Genomic DNA, 26,365 nt, shown 5'->3' on the forward strand with positions numbered 1-26,365 from the left:
GGCTTTAAGTGAGTGATTCATTAGAATACTTGCTCTACTTCAACGATTCCTGGAACTTCTTCCACTAAAGCGCGTTCGATTCCTGCTTTTAATGTGATAGTTGAACTTGGGCAGCTTCCACAAGCACCAAGAAGACGTAATTTTACAATCCCATCTTCAACGTCCACAAGTTCACAGTCTCCACCATCGCGAAGTAGGAACGGACGTAATTTATCTAATACTTCCTGAACGGGTGCAATCATTTCGTTTTCAGCCATAATTATCTACTCCTTTCCTTACTCTCTATTATAATGACATATTCGCAAAAAATCTATCAACCTGCAAACGATTGGGCATTTCTTTTTACAGAAAAGTTTCCCATTCCGTTTCCAGCAAGAAAATTAAACAATATTGTTCCAACTTTTCTGCTTTTTTTGTAAAATAAACACAAGAGGGAAAGTAAAGGGGAGAAGGATATGGAACCGAAACGAGCAGAGCTATACGTATATGGGGCGGAAATACTCTGTCCAAGCTGCGTAAACTTACCATCATCGAAAGAAACCTTCGAATGGCTTGAGGCTGCAGTGAGCCGAAAATACCCAAACCAGCCATTCGGGATTAAATATGTAGACATTCATAATCCACCTGAAGATGAGTCCGTGAAGCATTTTGCTTCAAGAGTAATTGAAGAGGACATGTTTTATCCAATTGTCCTGTTGGATGGAAATATAATCGGGGAAGGGAATCCCCGTTTGAAGACGATTTACTCAGAGCTTGAAAAATACGGTTATAAAGCGGGTTAATCAGAAGGCAAAAAGTCCAATCTTCTATGGAGAAGATTGGACCTTTTTTGCTTTAGTGTAAATGGATATAGTGTATTCATCTTGGGAGTGGGCATAAAAAACCCCCATTTCACAAAAATGGGGGGACTCATCATCCATTATGGTATTTATACATCCACAGCACACCGGATTTCAACAATCGAGCGACACGACCTGTGATGGATCGTTCATTTACAAGGCCAAAGCCATGTTTCTTGCCGAGTGAACCGAGAATCCCCTTTAATTTGATCTTCGGTAATTCTTCAGGGAGTTCTTCGTTTTTCCAGCGTTTAAGTAAGATGGTCACGATTTGTTCTGCTTGCCCTTCAGCCAGTTGAGCACTTGGAGCTTGAGGTAGGCTTGCGCAGTCACCGACTACATATACATTCTCATCCTGAGGGAGATTATGATACTTAGTTAGAGTGACGCGGCCACTTGCATCCTTTTCAACATCCATATCACGAACGACTTTGCTTGGCTGAATTCCTGCCGTCCAAACAATGGCATCACAGAAAATCTGCTCTTCGTGATTATGAAGGGTGTTCGGTTCCACTTTTGTGATATTCGAATCATTCACAATGTCTACGCCATTCTCGTCAAACCAGCCGTGAACATAAGAGCTCAAACGTTCTGGGAAGGCATTAAGAATACGGGGGCCACGGTCAAATAATTTAATTTTCAAATCAGAACGGCTTTCGCGAAGTTCACTGGCAAGTTCGATGCCGCTTAAACCTGCACCGACAATCCCGACGATGGAACCTGCTGGGAGGTTACATAGCGTTTGGTATGTTTTTCGTGATCTTTCAATCGTTTGAATCGAGAAAGTATGTTCATCGGCTCCTGGTACATTATGATATTTATCCTCACAACCAAGTCCAATGACAAGATCATCGTAAGGGACAGGCTCTTGATCTTTCATTTGAACAAGTTTGTTATCCATATCCACTCCGGAAATATCTCCATATACGTAGGATAAACGGGCATGTTCCGGGAATGATACGCGTACATGTTGATCAGAAATCGTACCGGCAGCTAAAGCATAGTATTCCGTCTTAAGACAGTGATAAGGATTTCGGTCAATCAGGGTTATCGATACATCTTCAGGTAATTGGTTGGGTAATAAGCGAAGAAGAACGCGCATGTTCCCATATCCTCCGCCAAGCAGCACTAATTGTTTCATGAAAATTTCCCCTTTTTGCACTCTACATTATTGTTGAAATAGTGTGATTGTATGATTTATATCCCGATTTGATATGGGATTCAGATTCAAAGGACAGTCACGCCGAGGCGGGTCCTGAAAAAGTAAGCATTTTCAATGTGAAGCATATTTCGAGTGAAATCGACATTAATAAACCTATTAACATTAAAAGTATATCGAAATAAAGGTGTTTTCACAACAGAAATAAGCGAAATTGTTCACAATCTGTTATACCATTACATGGAACTCAAATGATTGACGATATCGGCAAAAAAAGGTAGCATAACAGAGAGTAGTGAGGTGATAGAATTGAAACCTATTATAGAATTTTGTATTAGCAATCTTGCTAGCGGTGCGCAAAAAGCGCTTGAGATATTAGAGAGAGATCCCAACCTTGATGTCATTGAGTACGGATGCTTGGGTTACTGCGGAAAATGCGCCCAATCTTTTTATGCTCTCGTCAATGGTGAGGTAGTAGAAGGGGACACACCGGAAGAATTGGTGGATCATATCTATCAATTCCTTGAGGATAATCCAATGTTCTAAAGAAAAGCTGGTCCTGTGACCGGCTTATTTTTTTTTGCTTTTTCGGGATATATTGGAAAGAGATGAGAGGGTGAATTGTTAGGAAGCAGGACTTAGTGAGGAAGTCAGATGGGAACAAGCTTCAGGCATATTGTCCTTAGATATATGAAGAAAACTAGTGGACAGTCCGCTAGTTTTCTCATTTTACATAGACTGTATTTCTTTATAAACGTCCCTGATTTCATACCAACGCTCCCTGGCCATTTCAATGATTTTCGGTTCAGTAGACAGGTGCTGCTTACCGATGACTTTGGAAAGATAAGCAACCGATTCCTCGATTTTATCCTGCCTTCTCAGTAATTCAGCAATGATATAAAGAAGCTTTGTTTCGGACATGGTTGAACTCGACACGCCATCCGTCAAATAGGCATCAATGTATTCATGTGTAGCAAGGTTGATGAAACGTTTTTCCTGTTGCTTTTCCTCTGTCTTTCGATAAAGCCAGGCAGTTCGCAAATAGAGACCTGCAATGGTCACTTTTTTCTCTTTTTTAATTAGGGCACAGTAGGCAGCTAATTTATAGGTGTTAATCCCATCATCATATGACCTGATATTCCCATAATCCTGGGGCTGCCAGTGCAGACTGATTTTCTTTTCCAGTTCTGCTTTGAGGACTGGAGGTATGTATGTTGTGAAATCATCCGTATAGGAAAATCCACATTTAGGACACACAGAAACATTATAGAGTAAAGGATTCACATCGTCAGTTTCATATAAGGGACAAAAGTCGCTGTCATATCCCGTTACCTTCACAAAACGGGATCGGATCCTAGTCGTACTATACGAGTGTTTGCACGAAAGACACTGCGTTTTCTTATCATAAAAGGGCGTCACTACCGTCATGAATACCACCTCGTAATCGGGACTATTTACCTTATTATACCTTGTGATAAGGATATGAGACTAGTGTTTTTTAAAATTCGTAAGTAAAAAGTCATGATGAGAGACTTTGATTAAAAAATTAATGGGAATTTTCTTACAATCATTCACCAAAGGTCCTTTGGTTGAGTAGTAAAATAGAAAGGAGTATACTAGGTAGTAAGAAATGAAATGGTTGGGGGTGTAGTGAATGAGTGAAGTTGTCATTCTAACAGAAGCCGCTGCCCTTCAGATTAAAGACATGATGAAGGAACATGACGAAACAGATGCCATGTTACGAGTAGCGGTAAAAGGGGGAGGCTGTAGTGGTCTTTCTTACGGTATGGGATTTGAACACGATCTTCAGGATGGAGATGCAACAACAGAACAACACGGAATTAAGCTAGTTGTAGCGAAACAAGACGCGGTTATCTTGAACGGAACGAAAATAGATTACAAGCAGTCCATGATGGGCGGCGGATTTACCATCGATAATCCGAACGCCATCGCATCATGCGGGTGTGGATCATCATTCGTGACGGCGACGAATAAGGGTACGCCGGAAGATTGCTAAAAATAAAGTAAGGGACGGACCTCACAATTGTGAGGTCCGTCCCTTTTTAAAAATTACTTGATGTTTTTTAGCGCTTCTTCAACAGGTGTGTCACCACTTAAAATTTCGAATACTTTATGGTTCGTTTCTTCAATGGTCAAAGAATCCACAAGTACTTTTGCCACATCTGCACGGGAGATTTCACGGCTTTTATCTTCGATGCTGACAGCAGCTTCAATCTTACCAGATGCATCATCAAATGAAAGGGATCCAGGGCGAACAATAGTGAAGTTTAATCCGCTCTCTTTCAAGTGGGCATCAGCAGCACCTTTCGCCTTTAAATAGAATTGAAGTGCATCAGGACCGCTTGAAGGATTGTCGGCACCCATTGAACTTAACATCACAAAACGCTCAATTCCCATTTTCTTCGCATAATCGACTGCCTTCTTTGCTCCATCCTGGTCAATTGAAAGCGTCTTATCGTCTCCAGTGGAACCACCGCTACCGGCAGCAAAAATAACAGCATTCACATTTTCAAGAGCATACGAAAAATCCTGCTCAAGATCTGCGACAATCGGTCTTGCTCCTAAGTCTTCCATTTCTTTCGCTTGTTCTGTTTTACGAATCATGGCTCTTACAAAATGCTGGCTGCTATTTGAAAGTTCTTTTACTATGTGGCGGCCAGTGTGACCGTTTGCTCCAATCACTAATACATTCATTTCATCCATCATCCTTTATCTCTAGTTTTTTGTCCTATTATTGGTCTACCCAATCATGGTGAAATTAAACAAGACAATAGGTTGTGATGGGAACTAGTGATGAAACAATCTCACCTTAAATACCACTACGGTGAGCTGATTGAGAATGTTTCATCAGGTGACGGTGGACAAGGCTTTGAACCTGGGAATATTAAGAATCTGTGGAAATATTCAGTTTCATAAGGGAAGCAATCGCCTTACCATTTTCACTCTGGCTTTGTTCCAATAGATTGATTACCAGCTGTTGTCTATCCAGGGGATGGTTCTGACTGAGTTTGGCTTTTCCTTCTATGGATGTGATCAGTATCTTAAAACCTACAATTCCCTTCCGAAGCCCTTCACTGACATTTTCATCAACTTCAGTCAATGAATAGGAACTGTGGGGGTGCTCATATTTATCAACAAGAGAGGCAAGGGCTTGGACGTTTTCAGCGTCACTCTCTATAAGTTCGATCTGACCATACACATGGACTGCAACGTAATTCCAAGTTGGAACGGTTTGATTAGTTTCGTACCAAGATGGAGATATATAAGCATGGGGACCTTGGAATACAACAAGTATTTCCTGACCGGCGCAATCTCCCCACTGAGGGTTGGCTTTCGCAAAATGACCATAGATAAAGTGTGTTTCCCTATCTAAATAAAGAGGTAAGTGGGTCGCAAAAGGCTTGCCGTTGTGATGGGAAAATACGGTAGCGAAACTGTTCTCATCTATAATAGTGAAAAGTATATCCTCATCCTGAATAGCGAATTCTTTAGGTATGTACATAAGAGCCTCCTTTAAATGAAGAAGAGACTCAGAAATTGATTCCGAGTCTCTTGAATGTAAGCATGACTATTAATCGGTAAACATGGAAGTACTGTGCATTGGTTGGACCCTTGCTTTCGGATCCATATACGCTTTGGCGTTATTGACCGCTGTCGGTGCTTCACCAAATCCGCTTGCGATGAGTTTAACTTTCCCATCATAGGTACTAATATCACCTGCTGCATAAATACCGGGGATATTCGTTTCCATTCTGGAGTTCACCACTATCGAATTTTTTTCGATCTCAAGGTCCCAATCCTTTATTGGACCAAGAGAAGAGACAAAACCAAAGTTCACGATCAGCTCATCTAGATCAATTATTTCCTTTTCGTCACCTTTGGTTTCCTCTAATATCAGCTGATTGATTTTATTCTCATCCACAACCAATTCTGAAGGAACATATGGTGTTTTTAATTCAACCGTAGAGTTGTGCAAATTCTCCACACTATGCTCGTGGGCTCTGAATTTATCCCTTCTGTGTACGAGATAGACTTTTTCAGCAACAGGCTCGAGCATAAGGGCCCAGTCCACAGCAGAATCACCACCGCCGCAAATTACAACTTTCTTATCCCTGAAATGCTCCAGGTTATCTACAAAGTAATGAAGGTTCTTCCCTTCGAACTCAGATGCGTGTTCAAGTTCCAGGCGGCGAGGTTGGAATGCCCCATTTCCTGCCGTGATAATGATCGTTCTGGAAAAATGAATTTCTTTATCGGTTGTGAGCTTAAACATACCGTCAGCCTGTTTTTCGACACCTTCAACAGCTTGCTCCAGGCATATCGTCGTTTCAAACTTGGCCATTTGTTCTTTTAAATTATTTACAAGATCCTGAGCTTTCACTTTAGGAAATCCGGCAACATCGTATATGTATTTCTCAGGATATAGAGTAGCAAGCTGCCCCCCGAGTTGTGGTAAGCTTTCAATGATCTTAACTGATGCTTTTCTCATCCCACCATAGAAAGCCGTAAATAGTCCAGTAGGACCGCCGCCTATAATGGTAATATCATATACTTTTTGATCTTCCTTCAACTAGATCCCTCCAACAATTTAGATGTATGTCATATTCATTTATTCTATCATATCGCTTTTGATTCTTCACAATAATCGGATTGTTAAGTGAGAATAATCAGTCTTTTCTATGAGTGAATGTAAAACCTTTGGTTGAGATCAAGGTCATTCCCTTTTTAGTATATTTTTTAAATATTCTTAAGTTTTCAATTTCCTCTATACATCTTGAAAATGCAAGACAAAAAGAATATTATGTAATGTAGATATATTGTTAAGGATTTATGACAATTTTCGCATACCTATATAGTAGTTCGTGAAATACGTCACATACTTTCTTATTTATTCGTTTTTATATTTTATACACTATTTTCCTCGTTTTAAATAGGGGAATGTCGCGTTTGATTTGTTTCATTACCTTTTTAAAAGGGAAAAAGATAATGGCACCAGATTGGACGGGATAAAAAAGCATGATGTGGAGGACTCTAAGAGTATCCAAAGCAAATTTATCAAAAAAGGTGGATGTGATTCAGTTGAGAAAGCCAAGAATCGTTGTATTAGGTGCAGGTTATGGTGGATTAATGACGGTAACTCGTCTTCAAAAACAACTAGGAACAAATGAAGCAGAAATTATTTTAATTAATAAAAATGATTATCACTACGAAACCACTTGGTTACACGAAGCTTCTGCAGGTACACTTCATCATGATCGTGTACGTTATGACGTCAAAGATGTAGTCAATACGAGCAAAGTGAACTTCTTACAAACTACTGTTGAAGACATCAAAGTAGAAGAGAAGAAAGTCATCACTGTTGAAGGCGAAGTAGAATTCGATTACCTCGTTGTAGCACTAGGTGCAGAATCTGAAACGTTTGGAATTCAAGGTCTTCATGAACACGCATTCATGATTTCAAACATCAACTCTGCTCGTCAAATCCGTGAGCATATTGAATTGCAATTTGCTACGTATAAGAACGAAGAAGAGAAAAACGACGAGCGCTTAACAATCGTTGTAGGTGGAGCTGGTTTCACAGGGATCGAATTCTTAGGTGAATTAGGTAACCGTGTTCCTGAGCTTTGTCATGAATATGATATCGATCGTAAGAAAGTACGCATTGTGTGTGTGGAAGCTGCGCCAATGATTCTTCCTGGATTTGATCCTGAACTAGTGAAATACGCACGTGCCAAGCTTGAGAAAAAAGGTGTTGAATTCCACATCGGAACTCCACTAAAAGAAGCGAAAGCAGACAGCGTATTAATCTCCAAAGGTGAAGATGAAGTAGAAGAAATTAAAGCTGGTACAATCGTTTGGGCTGCTGGTGTTCGAGGAAACTCTATCATCGAAAAAGCAGGAATCGAAAACATGCGTGCACGCGTGAAAATCAATAAAGATCTCCGTGCTCCAGGACATGACAACATTTTCATCATCGGTGACTGTTCACTTATGATCAATGAAGAAACAGAGCGTCCATACCCACCAACTGCACAAATCGCAATGCAGCAAGGTGAAGTATGTGCACGTAACATCGCTTCTTTACTAAATGGTAAAGAGGATCTGGAATTATTCACTCCAGATATTAAAGGTACAGTATGTTCTCTTGGTGAAGACGATGCGATTGGTGTCGTTTACGGTAAGAAGATTACTGGTACGAAGGCTTCCTTCATGAAGAAGGTAGTCGACAACCGTGCGCTTTACATGGTTGGTGGACCATCACTTGTCTTCAAAAAAGGAAAGTTCAAGTTCTTTTAAGCTATAAATGAGAAATATGTAAAGCAGGGTGGACTCCACTCTGCTTTTTGTTATGAGAAAATGTAGATGGGGGTGCTTACTGTGAAAAGAGGAAAAGTGTGGTTGGCCGTGGCCGGACTAGTCATCGATAAGAATGGTAAATGGCTTGTGGTGAAAAAGAAGTACAGTGGCTTGAAGGGAATGTGGTCGCTTCCAGCAGGATTTGTCAATGCCGGAGAATCAGTAGATGAAGCGGTTATAAGAGAAGTAAGAGAGGAAACGGGATTACATACGATCATCAAAGGCATAGTAGGAGTGAGGTCAGGTGTTATTCAACACGACATTAGCGATAACATGATGATCTTTCTGTTGGAGAATAAGGAAACTTCTTCTATTCAGATTGAAGAAATGGAGTTGTGGGATGTTCAATGGAAGTCACCTCAAGAATTGTTAGAGGATGAGAGGACCTCAGTGATGGTGCATGAAATGATCAATCGACTGAGCATTCAGCATAAATTAGATCCAATCGAAGGAATCAATCCAGGTGACCAATTCGCATATACACGCTATCAATTATTTTTATAAAATTCTGTAAATTGTAAGAAAAAAAGAGATAATGAAAGAAAAACATAAATGTATTCGCTTTCTTAGAGGTACATCCTCTTTAATGTCCCTTTTCTTTATTCTGGATAGATGATATATTATCAGAAAATTAAGAAATTAAAGAAAAGGGAGAGGGAATTATGAGAGCTACTGCAAGTACTAAAGCGAAATATTGTCTATATTGTTCAGGAAAAGGATACTTTCAGTTAGTATTGGGTGGTTCTGAAACGTGTCCGTGCTGCGGAGGCAGCGGGAAGCAAAAATAGTCCCTATTGGATAGATGCTAAAAGCAGACCTAATGAAAGTAGATGCTTCGAATGTGGAAGACGGCTACTGATTTGGGTCTGCTTTTTGTTTTCTTCGTGTAGTGCCGTCCTTTTTGTGGGAAAGTAGGTACAGATATGATGCTATACGGTTGGGAAAAAGCGTGAGAAAAGAATATTGTCATGCGATGTGGATCAAATGTACTGGATTCTATGCTCGAAAAGTTTCTACATGTTGATTTTGAGATATAAGGGACTCTTGCGAAGATAGAATTGGGCCACTATTGGTGTTTATTGGGCCAGTTTTTGCAATAATCGGGCCACTTTTCAGTTTTATTGGGCCACTTTCATCGTTAATTGTGCCAAATTATGAACGACACGACTCAGCCTGGCTTTTCGTCTTATGCTTGTCGGGCCTCCCAAGCCGCCTCCGCTTTTCTTGTTAATTATGTTTATTTTGTGAATAACTGACGAATCTCACTTGAAAATATTGACGCTTTCATTACACTCGGGGTACACTAATCATTAGTGTTTATGGAGGTGTAATTGGTAAAATGCCTATACATGTAATGATTATTTCGATGCTTCTATTTTTTGTTCTATTTTTCGGAATAGGCTTTTTGTTAAATATGTTATTGCGTATGACGTGGATCATGGCCATCATTTATCCTGTTGTTGTTATTTTTATTGTAGACGACGTTCGTTTCATAGATTATTTCCGAAATGCAGGGGAGTCCTTTTCCATGTTAGGCACGAAGCTAAGCCATTTGGCTGTAGCGGATCTAGTGATTCTAGGCAGTGGACTGGCAGGGGCGATCCTTTCTGGTATCGTGATGAGAATTCTAAGAGCAAAAGGATATCGTATGTTTTAACCACATCCGTTTGACCGGGAAACCATCCCTGGGTTGAACGGATTTTTATTTGGGCATAAATGGAATTTTTTCTAGCTGTGAAAAAAAGCGAGTAAAGGTTGAGTGCAGCGAATGGTGCTCGCATTCCTCCCCGCCGGAAAGCAAGTGCCTGGAGCGGAAAGAAACGGTTCCTGTTTTTACGCAATTGCCCATGTAAAACAAATCTGTTATAAGGTTTTATTTATGTAAGTATTTTAGGTAATGGAACATACTAATTGAAGTAAGAAATGGCCAGTTTTAAATGGTTTTTCCCCGGAAAACAACCACTTAATTAATTTCCAAATATTTAATTTATTCGATTTTTTTCTCAATTTATGCATATATCTCCTCCTGCTTGGGAAGTATTAAGGGTGGGAGGAGTGAATACATGAATTTGTTTACAATTTGGACGAAGAGATTCGTTATGATCAGTTTGTTTATCCTTGCACTCGCGACGACCTTTCAATCGGTGTCGGGAGTAGAGGCGCAAACTTTAAAAACCTGGTTGATGGATCAGGGTGCCGCTGGTCAAACAAGTTTGGACTATAAAGAGCATAAGAAAAGCCCTTTGAATTTGTCACTGAAGTTTCTCAAAAGGTTTGGATACGAGACAAAAGTGTCAGCGAGTGCATCTGTTAAACCGGCTACATTGGAAGAATCCGTTGATTGGGATCAATATACGACACATACGGTTGTTGCGACGGGCTATACTGCCGGCGTTGAATCGACCGGAAAGAATCCGGGAGATCCCCTTTATGGAATTACATATTCAGGAGTGAAAGTGAAACGAGATCTATACTCTACGATTGCAGCCGATACTTCCGTCTATCCCATCGGAACCATCCTTTTTATCCCTCGTTATGGATATGGGGTCGTAGCCGATACAGGGAGCGCAATCAAAGGAAATAAATTGGACCTTTATTATGAAACAGTGGATGAAGTATATAATGAATGGGGTAAGCAGACCCTGGACGTCTATGTGATCCAGATGGGTTCGGGGGAATTATCCGAACAGCAATTAATGGCCCTTAATGAAAATAAATCCATGCAGGTGTTCAGGCAACAGATTTTATCACCTGAAAAAGAATAGACGAACCCACGCAGGTACATTGAACTGCGTGGGTTTTAGTGTGATGGAGGGTCGAAAGGATATTTCCATAAGTTCGATCTACGCCTGACAATCCCCTTTATCCTTTAAATAATTGACTCTAGACAGTTATTAACATAGGAAAAAGGGGAAGAGTATAGTGAGATTCAAAAACAAAGAGGAGTGGATACCATGAACAATAGTCAATTCGACAAAATGAAAAACGGAAAAGGATTCATCGCTGCGCTTGACCAAAGCGGTGGCAGTACTCCGAAGGCTTTGGCAGCTTATGGCGTGCTTGAAGACTCCTATTCTAATGAGGAGGAAATGTTTGATAAGGTCCATGAAATGCGGACGCGAATCATCACTTCCCCTGCCTTCAGCGTCGAGAGGATCCTTGGTGTCATCCTTTTCGAACAAACGATGGACAGTAAAATAGAAGGCAAATATACTGCGGATTACCTTGCTGATAAAGGAATCGTCCCGTTCTTAAAAGTGGATAAAGGATTAGCGGAACAGAAAAATGGCGTTCAGCTCATGAAACCGATCCATGATTTGGAAGAGACTCTACGTCGTGCTAATGAACGAAATATTTTCGGTACGAAGATGCGCTCCGTCATTCACGAGCCGAATGCTGGCGGCATCAAAGAAGTAGTTGACCAGCAATTCGAAATCGGGAAACGCATCATCGCTGCCGATTTAATTCCGATCATCGAACCTGAAGTCAATATCCAAAGTGAACAAAAGGAAAAATCCGAAGAAATTCTGTGCGATGAAATCCTTACACACTTGAATGAACTATCAGAAGAGGAATACGTCATGCTGAAGCTATCAATTCCAACGACAGCAAATGCATATAAAGAACTGGTCGAACATCCACGTGTCGTAAGGATAGTCGCACTTTCAGGAGGATACTCCCGCGTGGAGGCGAATGAGAAGTTGAAAGAAAATGGTGGAGTGATTGCAAGCTTCTCCCGGGCGTTGGCTTCTGACTTGAATGCCAATCAATCTGAGGAAGAGTTTGATGCAGCGTTAAAGAAGGCTGTTGATTCGATTTATGATGCCTCGGTTCATAAGAAATAATGGAGTAGAAGAGAAAAACCTATTGTTCTCCTTCTGTTGAGGTGTAAGTTTAAGAAAAAACTAAAAAATGCCTGCTCATTCGTTAGAAGTGAGCAGGCATTTTTGTATGTTGGGCATGTGCTACATATTGGGAGAGAAAGTCTCTTGGCCCGTGACTATTCCTCATTATACAAATCGGGATGAAGCAAGCTGGCAAGCTTTACTGCCCCTTTTAAAAGAAGGGGGGATGGTCTGCAATAGAGTGCTTCTTCCAATACGAAAATCCGGTCCTTTTGTACTGCATCCAGTTCGTTCGAGCCAGGACGCTTCTTCACGATCTCCGGTTTCACTCTGCTTTGTTGAACGCCTACCCATGCAAGACAAATATAATCAGGATTGCGCTTAACTATGTCGTCCCAATCGGTTTGGACACTTGCAAGGTCCACATCTTCAAAGATGTTCCGTGCACCGACCATTTCGCTTAACTCGGTTAACCAATTGATTTTTCCAGGGGTGAAGACAGGTTTAGGCCACCATTCCCAATAAAGGGAAGGAGGATTTAACACCTTGGCCCCGAAGGCCTTTAGGCGATTGACAGTACCTGTGAATTCATGGTGGCGTTTGATGGCATGAGCTTCAATTCCACAAGCTTTCCCGACTGTTAAAAGATCATCCGCGATATCACTGAAGCTTTGAGGATTCAGTGTAATGTGGGGAATGTCTCTCTTTTCAAGTTCATCTATATTCTTCTCCATACCAGGCACACTTAATGAAGAAAAGACTAAATCCGGCTTCAAGGACTCAAGCTTATCCATGTTAATAGAAAGATCCGGTCCGAGTCGGGGAAGGGATTCTACCACTTCAGGATAATCGGAATAATCATCGACTCCTACAAGATGAGGGGTCAGTCCAAGGTAATCGATTAACTCTGTGTTACTAGGGCAAATTGATATAATTCTCATCATGACACTCCTAAGCGATAAAGAAATAATGAAGAACAAGCGTCAGAATAATCCCGGAGAGGCCACCGAAGAATACTTCAATGGGTTTATGACCGAGCAATTCTTTTAACTCTTTGCGCTTTTCTTGTTCAGGCTTTTTCTGCCAGCCTTTTGCTTCTGACATGAACCTCTGGAAATCGACCATCAATTGATTTAAAACGATGGCCTGTTCTCCTGCCTGTCTTCTTACACCTGTCGCATCAAACATCGTGATGATGGCAAACATGGCAGATACTGCGAAGATAGGCGAATCCATGCCGACTTCCAGAGCGACTCCAGTGGATAATGCCGTAACAGCGGCAGAGTGGGAACTTGGCATCCCGCCTGTTGAGGTTATTAATGACCAATTTAATTCCCTCGTTGCGATAAACTGTATGGGAACCTTTACAAACTGGGCAAAGAAGATAGAAAACAATGATGCCCATAATGGAAAATTAAACAATACTTCCATGCTGTGAAATGCCACCCTTTCAATTGATTGAATAAAAATAATGTTCTCATTATATCATACCCTATTTACACCAAGGTTAACTTAGTGGCGTGGATTGTTAGAAAGTCGAAATAATGGAACATCTTCGCTATAATAGAGGGTGGAGGTGTCGTTAACATGAAATTTTCTATTAATCAGAATGAAGTAACAACTACAGATCAACCATGCCTGGTTGTGGGCGTTTACAATCAACCGACATTCGAAGGGGAGCTAAAAGAGCTCGATCATGCGTTTGAAGGCTACCTTACACAGCTTGTGAAAGATGGAGACATTTCTTCTAGAGCTAAGAAAGTGTCAAAGCTACATACGTTCGGGAAGCTTGGAGCGAAGAGAATAGTATTTGTAGGCCTTGGTAAACAGAAAGAGCTGACGTTCGATCTTTTAAAAGAATCATTAGGCCTAGCTTCAAAATCATTAAAGGAAATGAGAGTGTCTTCTTTTGCAGTGGCACTGGACACATTTGTTTCAGAAGACATGGTAGCAACAGATGTAGCCCATGCGTTTACAGAAGCATTTACCATGTCTACATATGAGTTCCATGGCTATAAGAAGAAATCAAATGAACCGGAAGTACATGTGGAAGCCATCGAGTTCTTTACCAGTGCAGAATCGAAAGAAGTAGAAACTGCTTTACACATTGGCTCTGCCTTCGGTAACGGAGTCAACTCAGCCCGAACATTGGTGAATACACCTGGTAATCTATTAACCTCGACCAAATTGGCTGGATATGCCCTTGAATTAGCCGAAAAGTACAATTTTGAGGTGGAAATCCTGGACAAAGAAGAAATGGAGAACCTTGGTATGGGAGCACTCCTCGCGGTCAATCAGGGTTCAGTGGAGCCGCCGAAAATGATTGTCTTGAAATATAACGGAAAAGACGAATGGAAAGACGTCATAGGATTAGTAGGAAAAGGAATCACTTTTGATACAGGAGGATACTCCCTTAAGCCTAAGGATGGAATCGTCGGTATGAAAACGGACATGGGTGGCGCTGCAGCGGTTCTAGGTGCCATGGAAATCATTGGTGAAATCAAGCCTGAACAAAATGTCGTTGCGGTCATCCCTTCTACAGACAATATGGTGAGCGGTTCCGCATTTAAGCCGGACGATGTCATTACCTCGATGAGCGGTAAGACCATTGAAGTATTAAATACTGACGCAGAGGGCCGTCTCGCGCTTGCTGACGGCATGAGCTATGCGAAGCATCAAGGAGCGAACTATTTAGTGGATGTTGCCACACTAACAGGTGGAGTCATCGTGGCCCTTGGTGAAGATAAAACGGGGGCCCTCACAAACAATGAAACATTCTTTGAACAGGTGTTGGAGGCGTCAGGTGAATCAGGTGAATACATTTGGCAGCTTCCTTATACGGAAAATGACAAAAAGCGGGTTCGTGGTAGTGATATTGCCGATCTGAACAATTCACCTGGACGAGCGGGACACGCCATCATGGGTGGGGCGTTTGTCGGTGAGTTCGCGGAAGGTTTGCCTTGGGTACACCTTGATATCGCCGGAACGGCTACAACGAAAGGAAGCCATGATCTTGGCCCTAGCGGTGCGACAGGCGTCATGGCTCGAACACTGGCCTTATTGGTCGAACGGTTTGAGCCTTTAGAAAAATAATGAACTACTTGGAAGGTCTTCTTTCAGTGCCAAACATGATGGCACTGGAAGAAGGCTTTTTTATGAATCGGACTAACGTGGTTGGGATTCCATTAAATATGGTTGATACAGCCGTACATAATCAAGCGATGGTGACGATAATGCAAATCGAATTCGGACACCCTTACCCCGATGATCATATTACACCCTCCTAAAGTATTGACAATCTTTCTTTATCTTGATAAAGTAGAAAACGTGATTTTATCACTCTACCAATTTAGCGAACTAAAGTAAAGAATAGATAGTAGAGAGTATTTTGAGGAGGAAGGTAATGATGAATGCAGTTGTTATAGCGGTTCTTGTCATGCTAGTACTAAGTTTGGTTAGGGTTAATGTTGTATTTGCTCTAATCACTGGGGCCTTAGTCGGTGGATTGACCGGTGGAATGGGATTAGATGAGACGATATCCGTATTTTCCGAAGGGATAAGCGGTGGGGCAAGTATCGCACTCAGTTATGCCTTGCTAGGTGGGTTTGCAGTGGCGATATCCTACACAGGAATTCCGAATCTGTTAGTTGACTGGGTATTAAAAGTTGTTGGGAAAAAAGGAGAATCAAGAAAGACAGCCCTCTCTAAAGCACTTATTGTTATTTCTATATTAATCATGGCTTGTTTTTCACAAAATGTGATTCCCATTCACATCGCTTTTATCCCGATTCTAATTCCACCTTTATTAAAGGTGATGACAGAGTTACGAATAGATAGACGGTTAATCGCAACAGTAATCACGTTTGGATTAACGGCACCATATATTCTTTTGCCAGTAGGATTTGGTTTGCAGTTCCATGAAATCATCGCTCAAAATATGGCTTCCAGCGGAATGGAGATCTCCCTCGGTGATATTCCGAAAGCCATGCTGCTTCCTGTAGGTGGAATGGTCATCGGGTTACTGATTGCCGTGTTTGTAAGCTATCGTAAGCCTAGGGATTATAGTGAGACAAAAGAAGTGATTTCAGGCGAAAAGGTCGTTTATAATAAAAGATCGATGTTTTTTGCGCTCGTTTCTATCGTTGTGGCCCTTTATGTTCAGCTTCAGCTTGAATCCATGATCTTCGGTGCATTGGCCGGTATTGCTGTTCTGTATATTTCAGGATCGGTAAAATGGAAAGAAGCGGATGAGTTACTGAATGAAGGAATGAAGATGATGGCATTTATCGGATTTGTCATGATTACGGCATCAGGTTTTGCTGCAGTTGTAAGTGCAACAGGCGATGTGGAAACATTGGTGAAAGCCACTGCTAACATCATTGGAGGCAACCAGGCCTTGGCTGCCTTCATCATGCTTATAGTGGGGCTGTTGGTGACAATGGGTATTGGTTCTTCATTTGCGACGATTCCCATCATTGCAGCTATCTTTGTACCCCTTGCAGTGGAGCTTGGATTCAGTCCACTCGCAACGATTGCAATTGTGGGTACGGCAGGTGCACTTGGTGACGCTGGATCCCCAGCTTCAGACAGTACGCTAGGACCTACAGCCGGATTAAATGCTGATGGGCAACATAATCACATTTGGGATACATGTGTTCCAACCTTTTTACACTACAATATTCCACTGATTTTATTTGGTTGGATAGCAGCCGTCATTTTATAATACAACGAAGCAAGGGAGATTACTCCCTTGCTTTTTGTATTTCCTCACGCTGCAGCTCCCCTCACACGGATTAGAGAACCAGATAATCCACTCTTCGCCCAATTATTTCGAAGTAGTTGATGATGAAGGAACGAAAATCTTTTCATAGAGAAGCTGAAATCCATACAATACAAATGATTTCACTAAAAACACAATGGATAATTGATATTTAGTGAGCCTGACTAAAGTGGCATATCCTATTTTTTTAAACCAGTTTAACCCCATGTATATGAAAATGGAATCGACTATTAAATTAATAACAACATAAACATTAAAATTCCCGAACGTGTATTTTAATATCCAAAGGGTGCCAACAAAAAATGGTCCGATAATCAATGGTATCTCTCCTAATACATTAGGTTTGACTGAGTAATGGAACCACCACCATTTTTTCTTTTCAGCAAATCTTCCTTCTGCAAGTAGAAATATACTTATAAACATGGAACCAGGAAGATACCTCTTAAAGGTTTTGGCACCAATCAATGGGATAGTGAGCCAAGGCAGAACCGCCATTAAAACAATCAGCCTATTGGAATTCTTCATTTGACAAACCCCTTCAATAAATCTTTATACGTTTATCATTCCTTTTTAGTCGTAGATTATGTATATCATACTTGTGGAACAACAAGCAGCCTGGAGTATGCTTACTCCAGGCTCTCACTCGGGATTCTCTTTCACGTCCACCGGACAATCACGATTAAATGGCAGCAGTCCACTTGACCAAGCTTTTCGTCAAAGACGATGCGTATTCCATCAGGATTAAACGATACAATGGGCTGTACCTTTGTACCAATGGTTTGAAGTAGTTTATGTACCTCAGGTAAGTTGGACTGCTGTGCAGCAATCATGAATTTCGATGAGAACTCCTTTGAGGAATTGATTTTTTGAAGGACCTTCTCTGCATCATTCAGTAAGCTCAATGTTTTCCCTGCTGAAGACATGAACGTATTGGTTGCAACAGGAGGATAGCTCCGATTGTAGGAGAAAATAGGTTGTGCACTTCTGTGTATGGGTGAGTAGGGGCGTTGAACAGGCGGATAAAAAGGATGGTATCGATACATTACAAAAACCCCTTTCTTTAGAAAAGCTCTAAGGATATGTATGAAGAGGATTAATGGATTATTCATTGATTGAAAAGGAATCAGGATTAAGAGGGAAGACCTGACGTGAAAATAAAGGATTTCACCAGCATTTCTAGAACAGATAGTAGAGAAGAATAATATATGAGGTGATTCTTGTGAATACGGAGAATACATTAATTAGTGCATTAGGGATTCAATTTGTAGAATTGGGAAAAGGCAAAGTCATTGCGACGATGCCTGTGAATGAAAACACCAGACAACCATTTGGCTTTCTTCACGGTGGTGCTTCAGTTGCCCTTGCGGAAACGGTTGCGAGTGTAGGCGCGGTACAATTGATCGACCTTGATAAGGAAATATGCTTCGGTCTTGAAATCAATGCCAATCATATAAAGGCGAAGCGAGAGGGGACGGTCACCGCGACTGGGACAGTCATGCATCAAGGAAGAACCACGATGGTATGGGACATTAAGATCACAGATGAGGAAAATCAATTAATCTGTGTATCGCGATGTACGATGGCGGTAGTTCCAAAACGCTGATCTACTGTAAAGACCATGATAGGTTTAATAAGTGAAAAAATGGGAAATCAACAACTAACCAATAAATGAGGAGGGCGACCTTAATGAGTTGGACAAAAAATGATTATCCTGCTTCACTGAAAAACCTGCCGGTTGGCGTTCGAAACAAAGCTATTGAAGTTGCCAATGCTCTTCTTGATGAAGGGTATGAAGAGGGAAGGGCGATTGCGATTGCCACAGACCGTGCCCATCAGTCAGAAGAGGGGAGTAAAGCTGATAAAACGGAATATCATCTTGCACCTCATGACAACGGATGGCAGTTAAAGAAAGCGGACGGGCAGCGTGCGATCATGGTTGAAGAGACGAAGGACCAACTGCTGGGCAAAGCGAAAGACTATGTGACAGACCATTTAGGTACGCTTGTTGTGCATAAGCAGGATGGAAGCATCGAAGACCACTTGTATCAACGTTAAGATGGTACCCGTTAAGAGTAATATCCTGACAGAAGAAAAGGCTTGACCACTTGAGGTGTTCCTCAAATGGTCAAGCCTTTTCATTTTGCATATTATTGATTGTTCTGACGCTCGTAGTGTTCTTTATCCTTTAAATCATCACGTACACTTTTATCCCAAAGCTTTACGCCTGAGTTGTAGGCAGCACGGGATATAAGGTGTCCGGCGACAGGTGCCGTTAAGAATATGAAGGCAATCGCAAGAATCAATCTTGAATTAAAATGTCCATGCTCCAAATAAAAATAAAGGAATGTTGCAAGCAGGATGGACATGACGCCAAGTGTTGCGCTTTTTGAAGCGGCATGGTTTCTTGTATAGACATCTGGTAGCCTTACTAATCCGAAGGCCGTGACCAAACTGAGAAACCCTCCTACTACTAAAAAAAATCCGATGAAAAATCTAATGATCTCGCTCACGTTCGATGATCTCCCCTTTCTCTAAGAACTTTGAAAAGGCAACCGTTCCCAAGAAAGCCAGAATCCCGAGCAGGAGAATCACTTCCAGAAAGGCGTATGTGTCAAGCATCATGGATACAAGAGCGACGATGGCAATTAGATTGATTCCAATGGCATCTAAGGCCACTACCCGGTCAGGGGTTGTGGGTCCTTTTACCACTCTGTATACAAGACCAAGCATGGATAGGGAGACGCATAGTAAGGTGATTTGAAAGATTAAGTGTAGCATTAGCGGCTCACCTCCATAATGGCTTTCTCAAAGGAATTTTTAATTTCATCGATGGCTTCATCCACATCGGGGATATCGATGGCATGTACATATAGAATTTTATTATCGTACGAAACGTCCATAACAAGTGTTCCAGGAGTCAACGTTATTAAATTTGCTAATAACGTTATTTCCCAATCGGTTTTTAACTCCGTCGGTAAAGCGAAGATCCCCGGCTGGAAATCCATCTTCGGTTTCAAAACGGTTTTTAAAACTGAAATGTTAGCTAGAATCAGTTCCTTCAAGAACAAGAAAAATAAACTGATAACCGCAGCCACCCGTAATAAATAAAACCGGGAATTGAAAAATCTTCTGAATGCAAATATAACAAGCAATCCTAGTAAAAAGCCAATAATGAATGACTGAGAAGTAAAGGATACCGATAGAAACATCCAGACAAAGGCCATGAAAAAGTTTAATAAAATTTGAAAAGCCATTCTACATTACTCCTTTAACACTGCGTCTATATAGAGATCCGGGTTCACCAGTACTTCTGTTGCTTGTGAGAAAAGAGGACGCATCGCTTCCGCACCAAGGCCGTAACATACAGCGAGCACAACAAGAATGGCTGAAGTCATCCATAAGTAACGAGCGTCTGCTTTAGAAACTCCGTTATATTCCTTTGGGGTTCCCCATATGCCATTCAGGAAAATCTTAATGACTGAATAGAGCACCAGTAGACTCGATGCCAGAACGACTCCTGCGCCTACATATGCTTCTGATGCAAGGCTTCCTCGTAATATGAGCAGTTTCCCAATAAAACCACTTAAAGGCGGGATACCTGCCAGTGAGAAGGCAGCAACGAGAAATGTCCAACCGAGCCATGGATAATGCTTGATCAATCCGCCCATTTTCTTTAAGTTGGCCGTGCCGGTTATGGCGATCATGACTCCCACGAGCAAGAATAAGGCGGCCTTGATGATCATGTCATGAACAAGGTAATAAACGGCTCCTTCTAACGCTTCAGGGTTCATCGTTGATACTCCGAACAATATTACACCTACTGCAATGATGATGTTATAAATGATAATCTTCTTAACATCCCAAAAGGCAATGGCGCCGATACAACCGAGTACCATAGTGAGGATGGCCAACATGCTCAGGATCTCGTGTGTAAACCCTATATCATGATAGAAAAATAATGTGTATGTCCTTAGAATCGAATAAATTCCGACTTTCGTTAGCAGGGCTCCGAACAAAGCAAGCACTGGTGTCGGGGGTGCATAGTAAGAACCTGGTAACCAAAAGTACAGAGGAAAGATCGCACCCTTAAGGCCAAAGACCAATAGAAACAGGATGGCGATGGCAGTCAAGATTCCCGGTTGGTTTGCTTCGGCTATTTTCTGCGAAATATCCGCCATATTTAACGTTCCGACGACGGAATATAAGAACGCTACGGTAATGACGAATAAAGCAGAAGAAATGACATTTACAAGAATGTATTTGATTCCCTCACGTAATTGGGCCTTCGTTCCACCAAGGACCAATAGCACATAGGAACTCATCAACATCACTTCAAAAAAGACGAAAAGGTTGAATATATCACCTGTCGTAAAGGCTCCGTTTACTCCGACCAACAGAAACTGTACAACGGGATAATAATAGAATCGTTCCCGCTCCACTCCTATCGATTTAAACGAGTACAGCAGCACAACAAATGTAATGATACTTGTCGTTGTCACAAGGAGGGCAGAGAGCATGTCGGAAACAAGGGTGATGCCAAAGGGAGCGACCCAGCTTCCTAAATTCACCGTTTGAATTCCATCATGGTAAACCGTATTGATCAGTACTAATGACGCTGCGACGGTAGCCAGAGTCGTTAGGCTGGAAATCCATCGTTGTAATTTTACATTTTTGCTGATAAACATTAAGATAATCGCCGTGAACAACGGAATTAAAATTGGTAGTATTAATAAGTTAGTCATTTCCTTCGTTACCTCTCATCTGATCCATATTATCCGTGCCAAGCTCTTGATATGCCCGGTAAGCGAGAACAAGGAAGAACGCTGTCACACCAAAGCTAATAACGATCGCCGTTAAAATCAAAGCCTGTGGTAATGGATCCACATAAGAATTAGCGTGTTCTCCAAGAAGAGGGGCATCTCCTCCTTTAAGACCACTCACTGAAAGGATTAATAAATGGGCACCGTGACTTAGTAGAGCTGTTCCAATGATGATCCGGAGCAAGCTTTTCGATAACATTAAGTATACGGCGCTTGTGAATAATACTCCGACAACAACGGCCATTACGATTTCCATTATTCGCTCACCCCAATCGTTTGAATAATGGTCATAGTGACACCGATGACAACAAGATACACTCCTGTATCAAAAAGGACAGCAGTGTGCAATGATGTCTTCCCGAGCAGGGGAAGATGAAAATAATCGTATGCGTGGGTCAGGAAGGGGACATCGAATAATAAAGCCCCTGCCCCGGTCCCTACAGACATCAACAGTCCGATGGCCGTAATGATCTTATAATCCACCGGTAAAATGGAGGATACGGTCTTAATATCATAAGCCAGTAACAGTAATACAATGGCCCCTGATGTCATCAACCCTCCGATGAACCCTCCTCCTGGCGTGTAGTGACCAGAGAAGAATAGCCTCAATGAAAACAAGATGATGATGAATGCGACCACATTGGTTACGGTTTGCAGGATGATATCATTTGTTTTTACTTTTGTTTTCATCCTTCATCCCTCCTTGTAAGACGCAATTTAATCATGGAGAAAATGCCAAGTGCCGCAATGGCTAATACGCAGATCTCAAACATTGTATCAAAGCCACGGAAGTCTACTAAGATAACATTTACCATGTTCTCCCCGCCGGCTTTCTCATGTGTATTTTCAATATAATATTCTGAAATGGAATCGAACATTTTCGAACTGTAGGAAGAAATGGCAAATAAAGTTACGACCACCCCGACTCCAATCGATATCAAAGCATTTCCAAGTTTAAATCTCATTCGTTCTTCATGCCTGCTTAACTGAGGCAGGTGATAGAAACAAAGCAAGAAAAGAGCAACTGATACCGTTTCAATTACAAGCTGTGTTAATGCAAGGTCTGGTGCACGGAATAACACAAAGAATAATGAAACGGTGTATCCTGCAGCACCAAGCGAAATGATGGATGTTAAGCGTGATTTCGCGAACAAGATGGTAACGGCGCTAATGACTAGAAGAAGCGCGATCGCTATCTCGTACACCCCGACTGGAGCCAATTCATCCGTATTGATCGTAAAGGCACCCTTGAACCACATGGCAAACAAAGATATCCCAATCAAGAACGAGAAGATGTAGACGAGATACGTACGGATAAAGCCTGTCATGTACCCGCTTGTAAAGTTGTGAGCTCCCCGCTCACTCCTGATCATGCCCTCGTCATAAAACGAGTTCAATGTAAAGCGCTCAGGTATCCAAGTGTAGACTTTCCTCCAAGAAGGGAGGGTGAGATACAACAGTATTCCGAAAAGAATGACGCCAAAGGTCATAAACAATTCAGGCGTAAATCCATGCCAGAACGAAATATGAGCTTCGACCGCATGTCCATCCTGAATCAGGCTTGGTGTAATCGCAGCAACTGCCGGAGCAATGATTCGCTCTGAAAGGATATTCGGAAAGAAACCGAAGATAACGACGAGTGAAGCCAATATAATTGGTGAAATCAACATTCCAAGCGGCGCTTCATGTGGTTTCTTTTCAAGCTTTTCTGGCTGGTGCTTACCTGTAAATGTTTTGAACACCAGAATCATGCTGTAAATAAACGTGAACACACTTCCTACCCAGGCAAGGATAGGGAAGATCATGCCGAATGTTTCTAGGTTGAAGATATCCATTTCAAGGACCCTGACCATTCCTGTAAAGAACATTTCTTTAGAGAGGAATCCGTTGAATGGAGGAAGACCTGCCATAGAGAACGCTCCAATAATGGCGATGGTGAACGTAATGGGCATGAAGTTCATCAATCCGCCAAGTTTTCGGATGTCCCTTGTTCCTGTCTCATGATCTATGATTCCGACAACCATGAATAAACTTCCTTTGAATGTCGCATGGTTGATCAAATGGAAGACAGCGGCGAGTGTTGCCACCATATAAATATTTTCATCCAGTTGAGCGTAGTGAAGAGCAGCAGCCCCCACTCCGAGTAGAGACATGATGAGACCAAGTTGACTGACAGTGGAAAAGGCGAGTATTCCCTTTAGGTCTGTTTGTTTCACCGCGTTAAAAGAACCCCATAGTAAGGTAAAAATCCCCACTCCGCCTACGAGCCATAGCCACACGCTTGATTCAGCGAATACGGGTGATAAGCGGGCAACAAGGTAGATTCCCGCTTTAACCATCGTCGCAGAGTGCAAGTACGCACTGACCGGCGTAGGTGCTTCCATGGCATCAGGCAACCAGATGTGAAAAGGGAATTGCGCAGACTTTGTGAAAGCCCCTAATAGGACCAGAAGCAGGGCAGGAAGAAACAGTGCCTGCGTCATTAGTTCATCCACTTGGCCGACCAATTCCCTAATGCTGAAGGTACCCCCCATAAGATAGAGAAGTAAAAATCCTCCCAACATGCTCAGTCCGCCAAATACAGTGATCAGCATGGACTTCTGGGCACCGTAGCGTGAACGTTCACGGTGATACCAGTAGCCGATCAATAAGAATGAAGAAATGGACGTAAACTCCCAGAACATATAAAGAACGATCAGGTTGTCAGAAAGGACGACACCAAGCATTGCGCCCATAAACATCATTAAGTACACATAAAAATTATGTAATTGTTCCTTCTTCTTATCCAGGTAATAAATCGAATACAGGACAACCAGCGAACCAATCCCTGTAATGAGCAGGGCAAAAAGGAGTCCTAGCCCGTCCACATAGGCGATAAAGTTGATCCCAAATGAAGGCATCCACTCCAGGGTTTCCTTTACGGTATCCCCGTGCCTTGTAATGGAGATGAATTGAAAGAAGTAAGTAAATAGAGCAACTGGCAGTAATAATACGAACCACCCAGTATGTACATTCCGAAATACTTTATAAAGAAATGGAATGAGTATGGCAAATAAAAAAGGCGATAAAATTGCCCAATGTAAGAATGTCATATAAAACCCCCCTCAAGTAAAATTCATTTATTCTCAACATGGTCTAATGACGTTCTCTTTTTCAAACTTGCGTTTACCGTGCAAACCCCGACCGAAGCTGAACCTCAAAGAGCATTATAACGTAAAAAATAGATGCTTGCATTACTCAGCATTCCATTCGTATCCGATTGTTCAAGAAGTATTAAATATGAAGATAGACGGAAATGTACTGTGAAAATTTTATGAGATATTCTCCTTTATTCTAGTCAACTCAAGAATAGTTTCGGTCAAATTGGAGAATCCTATCCATAAGGTGGTGAAGTTATGAAAAAGAAAACAGTAGCGGTTACGACCATATTTTTTACTTTTTTTGGCTTTGCGTGGTTAATCGAAACACAAGATCGGTTTAATAGAGGCATGATGGAAACGGAAGACCCGACTTCTATGAATATCAGGTCGGTTCAATACGGTGAAACAGAAGAAGTGGAAGAAGACGTATCAAATCCTGTTCGTTCAAGAGAACCATATAAATCCCGGGAGTATATTCGAGTCGTGCCACACAATCCCATCCATGCGGAGCAATAAAGTGCTGTCCTTTCTAAAAATGCACAGAAAGGGCAGTATTTTTTTGTGTTGCAGATAATGAAGGATAGGATAAAGGTCATTGTTTCTTCTGAATCTATACCCTTTTCAAGTTTCCCATAAACGATTATGATGGGAGTGATTGAAGAATCGTTATGGGAGAGTTCCGAGTGAAAAATACATACTTAACAAGTTATTTGCCTCTTTTTTCTATCTTATTATTTAGCCTTACGTTTTCTGTATATGGAGTGGAAATATTCATAGATTTATTCAAGAAGATTGGCGTGTACCCCGGGATGAGGGAGTTTTTATCCGATATACAATTAAAACTCGCCATTTTGATCCTGTTAATGGTTGCGTTTTTTATGGTATTCGCTGCATTGAAGCTGATAGCAGAGACGATCAATGGTGTATCTATGCTGTTTTTCTCCAAGGATTCTGATGGTAAGCTATATAATCGTGTCCGGACAGGCTCAATGATTTACTTTATAGGCGGCTTAGTGTCCGTTATTAGTCTGAAGTCCTTTCTGGGGCTGTTCATCATCTTTGCTCTTAGTTCCATCGCTTATTTTATTTTCTTTGTTTATAAAATAAGTCCAACCCTTTCGAAAATGGGGATCTTCGGAGTGGTGAGTTTACAGGTGTTTTCATGGTCGTCGTTATTTTTGACGATTTTCTTTATATGTTTGAAACTGTATAACGGTGTAATGGCTAGCTTGCCGATTATGTCGAAAGTGAAGTTATAAATAAACTGTTTCGTTATCTTTGCTGCTATTTACCACGATTCAGTGGTAGTAGTTCCACTCTATTCAATAAACAAAAGGAGGCTGCTCCGAAAGATCGTTTGAGTGTGATCTTTCGGGGCAGCCTCTTTATCATATGAACACGTAA

The 26,365-nt window shown here is 41.6% G+C and carries 33 protein-coding genes; 16 read left to right on the forward strand and 17 right to left on the reverse strand.

The genetic code is table 11. The features are described 5' to 3' along the window. Nucleotides 1-20 precede the first annotated feature (20 nt). Entirely contained in the window at nt 21-257 is a 237-nt protein-coding gene (locus FGG79_RS16720; protein WP_034763763.1) for a NifU family protein, read from the reverse strand. A gap of 198 nt (nt 258-455) precedes the next feature. Between FGG79_RS16720 and FGG79_RS16725 the strand changes: the two genes are divergently transcribed. Then, complete coding sequence (locus FGG79_RS16725) at nt 456-782, forward strand: YuzD family protein (protein ID WP_138780410.1); 327 nt, start codon at nt 456-458, stop codon at nt 780-782. 130 nt (nt 783-912) lie between these two features. On the opposite strand, the gene FGG79_RS16730 is transcribed toward FGG79_RS16725, so the two are convergent. Further along, the gene (locus FGG79_RS16730) at nt 913-1,980 is read right to left on the reverse strand and encodes an NAD(P)/FAD-dependent oxidoreductase (protein WP_138780412.1); all 1,068 of its coding nucleotides are present in this window, start codon (nt 1,978-1,980) and stop codon (nt 913-915) included. A gap of 327 nt (nt 1,981-2,307) precedes the next feature. On the opposite strand from FGG79_RS16730, the gene FGG79_RS16735 reads away from it, so the two are divergent. Next, the gene (locus tag FGG79_RS16735; protein WP_138780414.1) at nt 2,308-2,544 is read left to right on the forward strand and encodes a YuzB family protein; all 237 of its coding nucleotides are present in this window, start codon (nt 2,308-2,310) and stop codon (nt 2,542-2,544) included. A 183-nt stretch (nt 2,545-2,727) separates the two neighbouring features. On the opposite strand, the gene FGG79_RS16740 is transcribed toward FGG79_RS16735, so the two are convergent. Then, the gene (locus FGG79_RS16740) at nt 2,728-3,426 is read right to left on the reverse strand and encodes a DUF2225 domain-containing protein (RefSeq protein ID WP_138780416.1); all 699 of its coding nucleotides are present in this window, start codon (nt 3,424-3,426) and stop codon (nt 2,728-2,730) included. 226 nt (nt 3,427-3,652) lie between these two features. Here FGG79_RS16740 and FGG79_RS16745 point away from each other — a divergent pair, with 226 nt between their 5' ends. Beyond that, nucleotides 3,653-4,015, forward strand: a complete 363-nt coding sequence (locus FGG79_RS16745) for a HesB/IscA family protein (RefSeq protein WP_138780418.1) — start codon at nt 3,653-3,655, stop codon at nt 4,013-4,015. Between the two features lie 53 nt (nt 4,016-4,068). Here the strand turns inward: FGG79_RS16745 and FGG79_RS16750 are convergent, their stop codons facing one another. From FGG79_RS16750 to FGG79_RS16760, 3 genes are all read right to left on the reverse strand, one after another. Beyond that, a complete protein-coding gene (locus FGG79_RS16750) occupies nt 4,069-4,713 on the reverse strand; it encodes an SDR family oxidoreductase (protein ID WP_138780420.1) in 645 nt (214 codons plus the stop codon). A 190-nt stretch (nt 4,714-4,903) separates the two neighbouring features. After that, nucleotides 4,904-5,521 carry an FMN-binding negative transcriptional regulator gene (locus FGG79_RS16755; RefSeq protein WP_138780422.1) on the reverse strand — a complete coding sequence of 206 codons (618 nt, stop codon included), beginning with the start codon at nt 5,519-5,521 and terminating at the stop codon, nt 4,904-4,906. A 69-nt stretch (nt 5,522-5,590) separates the two neighbouring features. Beyond that, nucleotides 5,591-6,589, reverse strand: a complete 999-nt coding sequence (locus FGG79_RS16760; protein WP_138780424.1) for an NAD(P)/FAD-dependent oxidoreductase — start codon at nt 6,587-6,589, stop codon at nt 5,591-5,593. Between the two features lie 509 nt (nt 6,590-7,098). On the opposite strand from FGG79_RS16760, the gene FGG79_RS16765 reads away from it, so the two are divergent. The 6 genes from FGG79_RS16765 to FGG79_RS16785 all read left to right on the forward strand — a co-directional run bounded on the left by FGG79_RS16765 (nt 7,099) and on the right by FGG79_RS16785 (nt 12,221). Beyond that, a complete protein-coding gene (locus FGG79_RS16765; protein WP_138780565.1) occupies nt 7,099-8,316 on the forward strand; it encodes an NAD(P)/FAD-dependent oxidoreductase in 1,218 nt (405 codons plus the stop codon). Nucleotides 8,317-8,397: 81 nt separating this feature from the next. Then, entirely contained in the window at nt 8,398-8,880 is a 483-nt protein-coding gene (locus FGG79_RS16770; RefSeq protein ID WP_481747290.1) for an NUDIX domain-containing protein, read from the forward strand. A 158-nt stretch (nt 8,881-9,038) separates the two neighbouring features. Beyond that, complete coding sequence (locus tag FGG79_RS21895; RefSeq protein WP_171050981.1) at nt 9,039-9,164, forward strand: YuiA family protein; 126 nt, start codon at nt 9,039-9,041, stop codon at nt 9,162-9,164. Nucleotides 9,165-9,715: 551 nt separating this feature from the next. Then, nucleotides 9,716-10,033: a YuiB family protein gene (locus FGG79_RS16775; RefSeq protein WP_240794316.1), complete on the forward strand. Its 318-nt coding sequence runs from the start codon at nt 9,716-9,718 to the stop codon at nt 10,031-10,033. A gap of 406 nt (nt 10,034-10,439) precedes the next feature. After that, nucleotides 10,440-11,141, forward strand: a complete 702-nt coding sequence (locus FGG79_RS16780) for a 3D domain-containing protein (RefSeq protein ID WP_138780428.1) — start codon at nt 10,440-10,442, stop codon at nt 11,139-11,141. 189 nt (nt 11,142-11,330) lie between these two features. Beyond that, complete coding sequence (locus FGG79_RS16785) at nt 11,331-12,221, forward strand: fructose bisphosphate aldolase (protein ID WP_138780430.1); 891 nt, start codon at nt 11,331-11,333, stop codon at nt 12,219-12,221. A gap of 155 nt (nt 12,222-12,376) precedes the next feature. On the opposite strand, the gene FGG79_RS16790 is transcribed toward FGG79_RS16785, so the two are convergent. Both FGG79_RS16790 and FGG79_RS16795 read right to left on the reverse strand, forming a co-directional pair. Then, entirely contained in the window at nt 12,377-13,162 is a 786-nt protein-coding gene (locus tag FGG79_RS16790) for a cobalamin-binding protein (RefSeq protein ID WP_138780432.1), read from the reverse strand. Nucleotides 13,163-13,172: 10 nt separating this feature from the next. After that, on the reverse strand, nt 13,173-13,652 hold the full coding sequence (locus FGG79_RS16795) for a divergent PAP2 family protein (RefSeq protein WP_138780434.1): 480 nt from the start codon (nt 13,650-13,652) through the stop codon (nt 13,173-13,175). Nucleotides 13,653-13,808: 156 nt separating this feature from the next. On the opposite strand from FGG79_RS16795, the gene FGG79_RS16800 reads away from it, so the two are divergent. The 3 genes from FGG79_RS16800 to FGG79_RS16805 all read left to right on the forward strand — a co-directional run bounded on the left by FGG79_RS16800 (nt 13,809) and on the right by FGG79_RS16805 (nt 16,944). Beyond that, on the forward strand, nt 13,809-15,314 hold the full coding sequence (locus FGG79_RS16800) for a leucyl aminopeptidase (protein WP_138780436.1): 1,506 nt from the start codon (nt 13,809-13,811) through the stop codon (nt 15,312-15,314). Between the two features lie 62 nt (nt 15,315-15,376). Continuing rightward, nucleotides 15,377-15,508 carry a hypothetical protein gene (locus FGG79_RS22310; RefSeq protein ID WP_276607975.1) on the forward strand — a complete coding sequence of 44 codons (132 nt, stop codon included), beginning with the start codon at nt 15,377-15,379 and terminating at the stop codon, nt 15,506-15,508. Between the two features lie 119 nt (nt 15,509-15,627). Next, nucleotides 15,628-16,944 (forward strand): Na+/H+ antiporter family protein, encoded by a 1,317-nt coding sequence (locus tag FGG79_RS16805; protein WP_138780438.1) that lies wholly within the window; start codon nt 15,628-15,630, stop codon nt 16,942-16,944. A 102-nt stretch (nt 16,945-17,046) separates the two neighbouring features. Here the strand turns inward: FGG79_RS16805 and FGG79_RS16810 are convergent, their stop codons facing one another. Together FGG79_RS16810 and FGG79_RS16815 are read right to left on the reverse strand one after the other, a co-directional pair. After that, a complete protein-coding gene (locus FGG79_RS16810; RefSeq protein WP_138780440.1) occupies nt 17,047-17,526 on the reverse strand; it encodes a hypothetical protein in 480 nt (159 codons plus the stop codon). A 131-nt stretch (nt 17,527-17,657) separates the two neighbouring features. Next, entirely contained in the window at nt 17,658-18,044 is a 387-nt protein-coding gene (locus tag FGG79_RS16815; RefSeq protein WP_138780442.1) for a YuzC family spore coat inner layer protein, read from the reverse strand. Nucleotides 18,045-18,220: 176 nt separating this feature from the next. On the opposite strand from FGG79_RS16815, the gene FGG79_RS16820 reads away from it, so the two are divergent. Both FGG79_RS16820 and FGG79_RS16825 read left to right on the forward strand, forming a co-directional pair. Continuing rightward, entirely contained in the window at nt 18,221-18,604 is a 384-nt protein-coding gene (locus FGG79_RS16820) for a PaaI family thioesterase (RefSeq protein ID WP_138780443.1), read from the forward strand. Between the two features lie 83 nt (nt 18,605-18,687). Next, nucleotides 18,688-19,056: a DUF2188 domain-containing protein gene (locus tag FGG79_RS16825; protein WP_138780445.1), complete on the forward strand. Its 369-nt coding sequence runs from the start codon at nt 18,688-18,690 to the stop codon at nt 19,054-19,056. A 92-nt stretch (nt 19,057-19,148) separates the two neighbouring features. Here FGG79_RS16825 and mnhG read toward each other — a convergent pair whose 3' ends face one another. Genes mnhG through FGG79_RS16860 form a run of 7 tightly spaced genes read right to left on the reverse strand, consistent with a single transcriptional unit; the run spans nt 19,149 to nt 24,913 of the window. Further along, on the reverse strand, nt 19,149-19,511 hold the full coding sequence (gene mnhG, locus FGG79_RS16830) for a monovalent cation/H(+) antiporter subunit G (RefSeq protein WP_138780446.1): 363 nt from the start codon (nt 19,509-19,511) through the stop codon (nt 19,149-19,151). Next, the gene (locus FGG79_RS16835) at nt 19,495-19,779 is read right to left on the reverse strand and encodes a Na(+)/H(+) antiporter subunit F1 (RefSeq protein ID WP_138780448.1); all 285 of its coding nucleotides are present in this window, start codon (nt 19,777-19,779) and stop codon (nt 19,495-19,497) included. Before FGG79_RS16835 ends, mnhG begins: the two co-directional genes overlap by 17 nt. Then, a complete protein-coding gene (locus FGG79_RS16840) occupies nt 19,779-20,255 on the reverse strand; it encodes a Na+/H+ antiporter subunit E (protein WP_138780449.1) in 477 nt (158 codons plus the stop codon). The genes FGG79_RS16835 and FGG79_RS16840 overlap by 1 nt, the downstream gene beginning before the upstream one ends. Nucleotides 20,256-20,261: 6 nt before the next feature. Beyond that, nucleotides 20,262-21,743: a Na+/H+ antiporter subunit D gene (locus tag FGG79_RS16845; RefSeq protein ID WP_138780451.1), complete on the reverse strand. Its 1,482-nt coding sequence runs from the start codon at nt 21,741-21,743 to the stop codon at nt 20,262-20,264. Continuing rightward, nucleotides 21,736-22,077 (reverse strand): Na(+)/H(+) antiporter subunit C, encoded by a 342-nt coding sequence (locus FGG79_RS16850; protein WP_138780453.1) that lies wholly within the window; start codon nt 22,075-22,077, stop codon nt 21,736-21,738. The genes FGG79_RS16845 and FGG79_RS16850 overlap by 8 nt, the downstream gene beginning before the upstream one ends. Continuing rightward, entirely contained in the window at nt 22,077-22,511 is a 435-nt protein-coding gene (locus tag FGG79_RS16855) for a Na(+)/H(+) antiporter subunit B (RefSeq protein WP_138780455.1), read from the reverse strand. Before FGG79_RS16855 ends, FGG79_RS16850 begins: the two co-directional genes overlap by 1 nt. Continuing rightward, complete coding sequence (locus FGG79_RS16860; protein ID WP_138780457.1) at nt 22,508-24,913, reverse strand: Na+/H+ antiporter subunit A; 2,406 nt, start codon at nt 24,911-24,913, stop codon at nt 22,508-22,510. The genes FGG79_RS16855 and FGG79_RS16860 overlap by 4 nt, the downstream gene beginning before the upstream one ends. Nucleotides 24,914-25,216: 303 nt before the next feature. On the opposite strand from FGG79_RS16860, the gene FGG79_RS16865 reads away from it, so the two are divergent. Further along, nucleotides 25,217-25,477, forward strand: a complete 261-nt coding sequence (locus FGG79_RS16865) for a hypothetical protein (protein WP_138780459.1) — start codon at nt 25,217-25,219, stop codon at nt 25,475-25,477. 167 nt (nt 25,478-25,644) lie between these two features. Next, a complete protein-coding gene (locus FGG79_RS16870; protein ID WP_138780461.1) occupies nt 25,645-26,220 on the forward strand; it encodes a DUF5366 family protein in 576 nt (191 codons plus the stop codon). The last annotated feature ends 145 nt before the right edge of the window (nt 26,221-26,365 follow it).

Source organism: Bacillus sp. BHET2, from assembly GCF_005938125.1.
Taxonomy (GTDB): Bacteria; Bacillota; Bacilli; order Bacillales; family Bacillaceae_B; genus Rossellomorea.